We start from the raw sequence: 9,077 nt of genomic DNA, 5'->3' as shown, positions 1-9,077 counted from the left end.
CCACCCTCCCCTTCACTTTATTTTTTTGTCTTGGTGTTGGTCGGGGGTTGTGCCCCCCCCCCCCCCCCCCCCCCCCCCCCCCACCTCCTTCTCCGCATACGTTCGTCCCGCTGCGAGCCGCCGGGCCAACGGCGGCTCCCCAAAAGGGAGATCGGGGGTGCGCGCGTGCGCATCGGACTGCTTACGGAGGGTGGCTATCCGTATGTGAGCGGTGAGGCCGGGGCCTGGTGCGACCGGCTCGTGCGCGGCCTCGAACAGCACGAGTTCGACGTCTACGCGCTCAGCCGCAGCGAACGCGAGGAGGCCGGGGGATGGGTCCCGCTGCCGCCACAGGTCGGGCGGGTGCGCACCGCCGCGCTCTGGGAGACCGAGGACGACGGCATCGTCCTCGGACGGCGCGCGCGCCGGCGCTTCGCCGAGTACTACGGCGAGCTGGCCACCGCCCTGTGCACCACCGCCCCCGGGGACCCGTCCGCGAGTGCGGAGGAAGTGCCGGACGGCCGGTCGGCCCTTGAGGCGGACCGTTTCGCCACCGCCCTGTACGGCCTCGCCGAACTCGCCCGGGACGAGGGCGGACTGCCCACCGCGCTGCGCTCGGAGACCGCCGTGAGCGCCCTGGAACGCGCCTGCCGTGCGCCCGGCGCCCACCGCTCCGCGCGCGGGGCACGCGTTCCCGACCTGCTGGCCGTGGCCGCGCGCCTCGAACGCGCCCTGCGCCCCCTGTCCCTGGACTGGTACGAGGACGACGACCTCGGCTCGGTGGACCTGTGCCACGCGGCCTCCGGCGGCACGGCCGCCCTGCCGGGCCTGCTCGCCCGGCACTTCTGCGACGTCCCCCTGCTGGTGACCGAGTACGGCGTGCGACTGCGGACGCACTACCTGACGGAACCCGATTCCTCGCCCGCGATACGGTCCCTGCTCGCCGCCTTCCACGGCCGGCTGGCCGCCGAGACCTACCGGCAGGCGGCCGTGATCACGCCCGGCAACGCACACGCCCGCCGCTGGCAGGAACGCTGCGGGGCGGACCGCGCCAAGCTGCGTACGGTCCACCCGGGCATGGACCCGGCCCCCTTCGCCGAGGCGGGGGAGTCTCCGGAGTGCGCGGACCCGCAGACCCTCGTCTGGGTCGGGCGCGTCGAGCCGGCCAAGGACCTGGTCTCGCTGCTGCACGCCTTCGCCGAGATCCGCAGGGCGGAGCCGACGGCACGCCTCAGGATCGTGGGCGCCCCGGCCGGACCCGAGGGCGCCGCCTACCTCGCCCACTGCAAGGGCCTTGCCGCGCAGCTCTTCCCCGACGAGGCGGACGGTCCGCACGCCGTCGGCCGCAATCCGGTCTCCTTCGAGGAGATCGGCGGACCCGAACTGCCCTCCCGGGCCCACGCCTACGCCTCGGGCACCCTGGTGGTGCTCTCCAGCGTCGTCGAAGGGTTCCCGGCCGGGCTCGTCGAGGCCATGTTCTGCGGCCGCGCGACGGTGTCCACGGATGTCGGCGCGGTGGTCGAGGCGATCGGCGGCACCGGACTCGTCGTGCCCCCGCGCAATCCGCGGGCGCTCGCGGAGGCGTGCATCGCGCTGTTGCGCGACCCCGAGCGCCGCGACCGCCTGGGCGCCGCCGCGCGCGCCCGCGCACTGGAACTCTTCACCGTCGAGCAGAACACCACGGCGTTCCACGGCATGTACCTGGAGATCCTCTCGCGCACCCCGGCCCGCCGCGTCGTCCTCGACGACACCGGCGAGCCCCTGCCCTTCGGCGTCCCGGCCGAAGCCCACGTCCCCGGGCGCTGGAGCGACGCCGTGGCCCGTGTCGCGGCCAGGGGCGGTCCCGGGGCGGTTCGGAACGGACCCGGCTGGGTTGTGGACGGCCCGGTCGGTGCCACGGACGTCCGGGCCGCGGAAGTCCGGGCCACGGACGTCCGGGTCGCGGACAGCCCTGTCCGGGTCACCGGCAGCCCCGTCAGGGCGAAGGCTCCCGTCTCGGCGACCGAGGGGGCCTCCCGATGAGCGGCCTCGGCGAACTGGACCGGCCCGGGACCCCGCGCAGCCCGGGCGCCTGGGACGCACGCTCGCAGAAGTTCCTGACCGACGGGGCCGACGGGGCCGACGGGGCCGGTGCGACCCGGGTGACTGACGGGGCCGGCCCGGTCGGTCCGGCCGATGGAGGTGGCGGGACCGACGCGGTCGGCACAGTCGGCGCGGCCCGTGTGGCCGACGTGACTGACGTGACTGACGACGTGACTGACGTGGCTCGTGTGACTGACGTGGCTCGTGTGGCTGACCTGGCCGACGGCGCCGCCTCGGTCGGCATGTCTCCCGATGAGGAGGCGGGCCGGCGGGACGGCCGGCGCCCCGCGGAGGACGGGCGCCCGTCGGAAGGCGAGCGGCCTCGCGGAGGCGACGGTCGGGGAGCGGGCCGCCGCGAGGACGACGGTCGAGCGAGACGCGGCCACGCTGCGGACGTCCGCGACGGCAGGCAGACGCCGCCCGTGTCCGCCGCACGCCGCGCCACCGCCGACCCGGTGAAAGGGTTGCTGCACCGGCACCGCGCCCTGTGCGAACGCGCCGTCGACCCGCTGGAGATCGCGGCGGGGCTGGAGGCGCACGGCGTCACCGACCGGACCGCCGCACGCTTCCGCCACCGGGACGTCTTCTCCCTCGCCGAAGAGATGTACGCCCGTGTCCCGCGCGACGGCGACGCCCCGGCCCGCCCGGACGCCGGCCCCCCGGCCGGTCCCGAGGACGCCTCGGCACCACGGCAACGCAGGCCGCGAACCGCCGTGTTCGTCCTCGCCCTGCTGCCCGGCGTGCTGTGCGCCGCCGCCGTCGCCGGACTGCGTCTGACCGAGGGACGGCCACGCCTGATCACGGCCTTCGTCGGACTCCTCGCGGTGAGCCTGGCCCTCGGCGCGGCACTGCGCCGCGGGCCGCTGAGCGCCGCTACGCACACCACCAGCACCTGGACCTGCTGGCTCGTCGGCTACGCCCTCCTCGGCGACGGGCTCCTCGACTCCACCGTGGGCGGCGGTCCGGACGGCCTCCCCGACGGCACCGGCGAGGGCCCGTGGCCGGTGGCCCTCGCCCCGGTCCTGGCGCTCGCGCTGTCCTGCGCCCCCGCGGCCGGAACCGCCCACCTCTTCGCCGCCGGCGCCCGCCGCAAACTGACGTCCAGCCGTGGCCTGGCCGACTTCGCCGCCTCCGTACGCCCCCTGTTGCTCGGCACGTTCGCCCTCTACATGGGCGCCCTGGCGGCCCTGCTCGCCCTGACCGGTGCCGTCCTCGGCGAGCCCGCCGCCCTGCCCCAGGGTCTCGCCCTGGGTGCCCTGCTGCTGCTCGCCCGGCTGCTCACCGTGCACGGCCACGCCCACGCCTCCACGCTCGTCCTGACCGCCACGGCCACCGCCGAGGCGGCCGCCCTGGCCACGCTCTTCGCCGGCCGCCTCCCCGGCTGCGGCTTCCTGAGCGTCCCCGTGGAGACCCTGGTCGGCGCCTGCGGCCCGGCAGGTCTCCCGACGGCCGCCTGCGGCATCGGCGCCCTGGCCCTCCTGGTGCACGCCTGCCGTCGCCTGACCAGGGCCTCGGCCCACGCGCCCGCGGAGCCGACCCGGTGAGCGCGCACCCGGACCGTCCCGCACACGTCCTCGACACCCTCGCATCACCCCTTGAAGGAGCCCCCAGATGACCACCTCCCGACCCGACGCCTCGGCACCGGGAGCCGCCCGATGAGAGTCCTGCTGATCGGAGCCAACGGCTACATCGGCCGCTTCGTCGCCGACCGTCTGCTCGCCGACCCCGCCGTCCAGCTCACCGCCCTCGGCCGCGGTGACGACGCCGACGTCCGCTTCGACCTCGCCACCGGAAGCCCCGGCGCCCTCACCCGCTTCCTCGACGCCGTCCATCCCGGAGTGGTCGTCAACTGCGCGGGCGCCACCCGGGGCGGCGCCCGCGAACTCACCCGGCACAACACCGTCGCCGTCGCCACCGTCTGCGAGGCCCTGCGCCGCAGCGGCTGCGGCGCCCGTCTGGTGCAGGTCGGCTGCAGCGCCGAGTACGGCCCCAGCCAGCCCGGCTCGTCCACCGCGGAGGACGCCGTGCCCCGCCCCGGCGGCCCGTACGGCGTCAGCAAGCTCGCCGCGACCGAACTCGTCCTCGGCTCCGGCCTGGACGCCGTCGTCCTGCGGGTCTTCTCACCCGCGGGGCCCGGCACGCCCGCCGGCTCCCCGCTGGGCCGGCTGGCCGAGGCCATGCGGCGCGCGATGCAGTCCGGGGACGGCGAACTGCGCCTCGGCGGCCTCGGCGCCCAGCGGGACTTCATCGACGTCCGCGACGTCGCCCGCGCGGTGCACGCCGCCTCGCTCTCCGCGGCCCAGGGCGTCATCAACATCGGCTCCGGCCGTGCCGTACGCCTGCGCGACGCCGCCGCCACCCTGGCCCGGGTCGCCGGGTACGGCGGCACCCTGCACGAACTCGACGGCCCCCCGGGGGTGCTGCGGCCCACCATCGGCCATCCCCGCACCGAGTCCGTCGGCCACCGCGTCGACGCCCTGGGCCACCACCGCACCGACGCCCTCGGCCACCACCGTCCGGACCCCCTCGGGAGCCGCGGCGAGCGCACCGACCCCGAGCACCCGGCACCGGCCCCGCACCCGTACCCCGACGGCTGCGGCAGCTGGCAGCAGGCCGATGTGCGCACCGCACGCGACCGGCTCGGCTGGCGGCCCCGGATCGGCCTCGAGGAGTCCCTCGCCGACATCTGGATGGAGGCGGCGTGTCGTATCTGACCAGCACCAGAGCGGGCACCGCGAGCACCGGCGTCCGTACCGGCTTCGGCGTCCCGGGACTGGCCCACCCCCTCGTCGCCCCCGACGAGTGGGCCGGCCTCGGCTGCCCCGGCACCCCGCTGCACTGGGTCGTCCTCAACGTCGCCGCCGGTCCCGGCGCTCACCCCGACCCGCGCTGCCTGGAGGCCGCCGGGCGTCTGCGCAACGCGGGTGTCCGCGTCCTCGGGCACCTCGACGCCGCTCACGGGGCCCGCAGCCTGGGTGAGCAGATCTCCGACGCCCACCGCTACCTCGACTGGTACCAGGTCGACGGCTTCCTCCTCGACCACTGCCCCTCGGACCGGGCCGCCCTTCCCGAGGTCCGCCGCACGGTCACCACCCTCCGCACGATCCGTGACGATGCCCACATCGTGCTCGGACACGGCACCCACCCGTACCCCGGCTACGCCGAGAACGCCGACCAGCTCGTCACCTTCTCCGGCTCCTGGGCCGACTACCGCTGGTCCCAGGCGGCCGAGTGGAGCGCCGACTATCCGCCCGACCGTTTCTGCCACTTCGTCCACGGCGTGCCGCGCGGGCACCTGGAGGAGGCACTGCGCATCGCCCGCTGGCAGGGGGCCGCGACCATCTGGTTCACCGACCGCACGGACTGCGGCGGGCGGACCGACCCCTGGGAGACGATGCCCGGCTACTGGGACGAAATCGTCTCGCGGGTCGGGACGGGTGTCTCGGAATGAAAAAGGCCGTGGCAGTGTTACCGGGAGAACAACCGTAATCACTGACCGACCAACGGAGTCCCCGTGTCGCTGCCACCCCTGGTCGAGCCGGCCGCCGAGCTCACCGTAGACGAGGTCCGCAGGTACTCCCGCCACCTGATCATCCCCGATGTGGGGATGGACGGGCAGAAGCGGCTGAAGAACGCCAAGGTGCTCGCCGTGGGCGCGGGCGGCCTCGGCTCGCCGACCCTGATGTACCTGGCGGCAGCCGGTGTCGGCACGCTCGGCATCATCGAGTTCGACGAGGTCGACGAGTCCAACCTGCAGCGGCAGGTCATCCACAGCCAGGCCGACATCGGCCGGCCCAAGGCCGAGTCCGCCCGTGACACCATCAAGGGCATCAACCCCCTGGTGGAGGTGGTCCTTCACCAGGAGCGGCTCGAGGCCGACAACGTGATGGACATCTTCAGCCAGTACGACCTGATCGTCGACGGCACGGACAACTTCGCGACCCGCTACCTGGTCAACGACGCCTGCGTGCTGCTGAACAAGCCCTACGTGTGGGGCTCGATCTACCGCTTCGACGGCCAGGCCTCCGTCTTCTGGTCCGAGCACGGCCCCTGCTACCGCTGCCTCTACCCGGAGCCCCCGCCCCCCGGCATGGTCCCCTCCTGCGCCGAGGGCGGCGTGCTGGGCGTGCTCTGCGCGTCCATCGGCTCCATCCAGACCAACGAGGCCATCAAGCTCCTCGCGGGCATCGGCGAGCCGCTGCTCGGCCGCCTGATGATCTACGACGCCCTGGAGATGACCTACCGCCAGGTCAAGGTCCGCAAGGACCCCAACTGCGCGGTCTGCGGCGAGAACCCGACCGTCACCGAGCTCATCGACTACGAGGCCTTCTGCGGCGTCGTGTCCGAGGAGGCCCAGGCGGCGGCCGCCGACTCCACGATCACTCCCAAGCAGCTCAAGGAGTGGATCGACGACGGTGAGAACATCGAGCTCATCGACGTCCGCGAGCCGAACGAGTTCGAGATCGTCTCCATCCCGGGCGCCCGCCTGATCCCGAAGAACGAGTTCCTCATGGGCTCGGCCCTGGAGAGCCTCCCGCAGGACAAGAAGATCGTCTTGAACTGCAAGACGGGTGTCCGCAGTGCGGAAGTCCTCGCGGTCCTCAAGTCCGCCGGCTTCTCGGACGCCGTCCACGTCGGCGGCGGCGTGATCGGCTGGGTCAACCAGATCGAGCCGGAGAAGCCCGTCTACTGATCACCGGCTCCGCCCACCGGCGAGGCTCAAGAAGCCCACGGCTGTGACCAGTTCAAAAGCCGTGGGCTTCTTTTCTCGTCGATGGGCGTCGGCCTGCCCGGGGCAGTGCCTGGACGTCACCTGCTGCAGGCGGCAACGGCCCCCAGAATCACAAGGGCGACCAGGAACATCGCGACACAGCCGCCTACGGCACTCTCCGTCTCGGCGATGATTCCCTTGGCCTTCGGTCGAGACCTCTCGTAGTCACGCATGCCCCGTGCCACCGCACGCCTGATCTCGTCTTCGTCCACGTGCTCCCCCCCCCGCGTCCTGAACCTGCACGGCAATTACCGCTGTATTACCGCCCTTTCGTGGGTGAGGTTGGCACGAGCGAAACCGGCCGGATTCGAACCGGCGTCCTCGCGGTTTTGGAGACCGCGCGCGACGACCTCTGCGCTACGGCTTCGCCCGGCAGGATCCTAGCCGAACGCGTGTCGGAGAGAACCGGCTTTCGGTACCCGCCCCCGGCGGTGATGGGGGGCGGGGCCTCGACGACCCAGCAGTTGTGTCGGTTCTGCCGCTCGGCGCGAACCATCGGCCCGGTGGTTGTCGAGGTGAGGCGGGAGGTGCAGGTCGCGGCTGCACGACCTGACTTGCCGTCTGTTGCTCGGTGCCCGCGCCCGCCGTCGTCATGAGCAGACCTTGCCGTTCTTCGGCACCGTCCCCTTCAACAGGTAGGCGTCCACCGTGGAGTCGACGCAGTCGCTGCCGCTGCCGTAGGCGCCGTGGCCCTCGCCCTTCCAGGTCAGTACTGTGCCGACGTCCTTGCCCAGCTCGTCCGCCATTCTGCGGGCGCCCTCGTAAGGCGTGGCCGGGTCGCCCGTGTTGCCCACCACCAGGATGGGGGCCGCGCCGGGTGCGCTCACCTCCGGCGTCTCGTGCCGGCCTGCCACCGGCCAGTCGTGGCACCAGCCGGCCGCGTCCCAGCCGAGGAAGGCGCCGAAGACGGGGGAGACGCTCTCAAGCCTCGGCAGCAGCTTCTTCGTCTCCTGCACGGTCGGCCGCTGCTTGTCGTCCAGGCACGAGATGACCCGCTGCGAGTGGGTCGTCGTGCCGTAATGCCCGGAGGGATCGCGCTCGTTGTAGCCGTCGGCGAGCGCCAGCAGTTCGGAGCCGTCGCCCTCCTCGGCGGCCTCCAGCGCGCTGGTCAGGGACGGCCAGCTGCCCTCGCTGTACAGGGGCAGGACGATGCCGGTGAGCGCGAGTGTCTGCGTCAGCTCGCGTCCGGGGGAGGAGGTGGGCAGCGGCTCCGCGTCCAGCCGCTCCAGCAGGTCGGTGATCTTCCGTGACCCCTGTCCGGGTTCCTGCCCGGTCGACTCCAGGTAGTCGTCCAGGGCGCGCTGGAAACCCCTGGCCTGGTTCTCTGCGTGGCCCATCGTGTCGGCGCTCGGGTCGACCACCGCGTCGAGGATCACGCGTCCCACGTGCTCGGGGAACAGGTGGGCGTAGACGCCGCCGAGTTCGGTGCCGTAGGAGATGCCGAAGTAGTGCAGCTCGTCGTCGCCCAGGACGTGCCGCATCAGGTCCATGTCGCGTGCGGTGTCCGCGGTGGAGACGTGCCGCATGAGCGCGCCGGACGCCTTCTCGCAGCCCCTGCCGAAGTCGGCGGCGTCCTTCAGATAGGCCCGCTCCTCGGCCGGGGTGTCCGGCGTGGAGTCCACGGACTCGGCGGCATCGATCGACTCGTCGGAGCGGCAGCGGACCCCCTCACTGGCGGCCACTCCGCGCGGGTCCCAGCTCACCAGGTCGTACCGCTCGTGCAGGGAGGAGACGGTGTCGGCGTAGGACGGCATCATGGAGACGCCGGACGCCCCCGGGCCGCCGAAGTTGAACAGCAGGGAGCCGACGGGGTCGTCCCCGGTCGACCTGGAGCGGATCAGCGCGAGGTCGATCGTCTCGCCTCCCGGATCCGACCAGTCCAGCGGCGCCCTGAGCGTGGCGCACCTCCAGTCGCCGTCCGGTGCCGGGGCCTCGTCGGTGCCCTCGCAACGGGCCCAGTCCAGCGTCTGGGACGCCAGTGCCTTCGGCACCCCGGGCGGCGCCACCGCCGAAGGGCCCGCGTCGCTGTCGCGTCCCTCGCCCCTGTCCTCGTCGGACGAGCCGCCGCTGCAGCCCGCCGTCAGCAGTGCGGCGGCGGCCGTCAGAGCCGTCCACCTCGCGAGACGCGCCATTGTCCTCTCCCCCCTGGCAAGCCGTCCGCGCCGTGCGGCGGATGGCGTTCCTGCCATGGTAGGTGGAGTCGGACATGCCCACCGAGACCTGTGGATAACGCTTTGACCTGGCG

At 73.3% G+C, this 9,077-nt stretch carries 7 protein-coding genes and 1 tRNA gene; 5 read left to right on the top strand and 3 right to left on the bottom strand.

What is annotated here, in order from left to right; all coding sequences use genetic code 11:
• Positions 1-165 precede the first annotated feature (165 nt).
• The 5 genes from ACIBCJ_RS19185 to moeZ all read left to right on the top strand — a co-directional run bounded on the left by ACIBCJ_RS19185 (position 166) and on the right by moeZ (position 6,754).
• Complete coding sequence (locus ACIBCJ_RS19185) at positions 166-2,001, top strand: DUF3492 domain-containing protein (protein ID WP_365980009.1); 1,836 nt, start codon at positions 166-168, stop codon at positions 1,999-2,001.
• Between the two features lie 515 nt (positions 2,002-2,516).
• A complete protein-coding gene (locus ACIBCJ_RS19180; RefSeq protein WP_399282904.1) occupies positions 2,517-3,605 on the top strand; it encodes a hypothetical protein in 1,089 nt (362 codons plus the stop codon).
• A 111-nt stretch (positions 3,606-3,716) separates the two neighbouring features.
• Positions 3,717-4,775: an NAD-dependent epimerase/dehydratase family protein gene (locus ACIBCJ_RS19175; protein ID WP_133887238.1), complete on the top strand. Its 1,059-nt coding sequence runs from the start codon at positions 3,717-3,719 to the stop codon at positions 4,773-4,775.
• Positions 4,763-5,512 (top strand): spherulation-specific family 4 protein, encoded by a 750-nt coding sequence (locus tag ACIBCJ_RS19170; protein WP_365980008.1) that lies wholly within the window; start codon positions 4,763-4,765, stop codon positions 5,510-5,512. Before ACIBCJ_RS19175 ends, ACIBCJ_RS19170 begins: the two co-directional genes overlap by 13 nt.
• Before the next feature lie 63 nt (positions 5,513-5,575).
• Positions 5,576-6,754 carry an adenylyltransferase/sulfurtransferase MoeZ gene (gene moeZ, locus ACIBCJ_RS19165; RefSeq protein WP_133887240.1) on the top strand — a complete coding sequence of 393 codons (1,179 nt, stop codon included), beginning with the start codon at positions 5,576-5,578 and terminating at the stop codon, positions 6,752-6,754.
• Between the two features lie 116 nt (positions 6,755-6,870).
• Here the strand turns inward: moeZ and ACIBCJ_RS19160 are convergent, their stop codons facing one another.
• The 3 genes from ACIBCJ_RS19160 to ACIBCJ_RS19150 form a co-directional block, all read right to left on the bottom strand.
• The gene (locus ACIBCJ_RS19160; RefSeq protein WP_365980007.1) at positions 6,871-7,044 is read right to left on the bottom strand and encodes a hypothetical protein; all 174 of its coding nucleotides are present in this window, start codon (positions 7,042-7,044) and stop codon (positions 6,871-6,873) included.
• Positions 7,045-7,124: 80 nt separating this feature from the next.
• A tRNA-Trp gene (locus ACIBCJ_RS19155) sits at positions 7,125-7,199 on the bottom strand.
• Positions 7,200-7,422: 223 nt separating this feature from the next.
• A complete protein-coding gene (locus tag ACIBCJ_RS19150) occupies positions 7,423-8,964 on the bottom strand; it encodes an alpha/beta fold hydrolase (RefSeq protein ID WP_365980006.1) in 1,542 nt (513 codons plus the stop codon).
• Positions 8,965-9,077 lie beyond the last annotated feature (113 nt).

This window comes from Streptomyces sp. NPDC051136 (assembly GCF_044455745.1).
Classification (GTDB): Bacteria; Actinomycetota; Actinomycetes; order Streptomycetales; family Streptomycetaceae; genus Streptomyces.
Note: the sequence above shows the minus strand (reverse complement) of the source record. Positions and strands in the feature narration are given on the sequence as shown.

What these genes read in the sequence shown, in the direction of transcription:
- ACIBCJ_RS19150 (WP_365980006.1), bottom strand. Translation starts at nt 8,964, where the DNA reads ATGGCGCGTCTCGCGAGGTGGACGGCTCTGACGGCCGCCGCCGCACTG.
- ACIBCJ_RS19175 (WP_133887238.1), top strand. Translation starts at nt 3,717, where the DNA reads ATGAGAGTCCTGCTGATCGGAGCCAACGGCTACATCGGCCGCTTCGTC.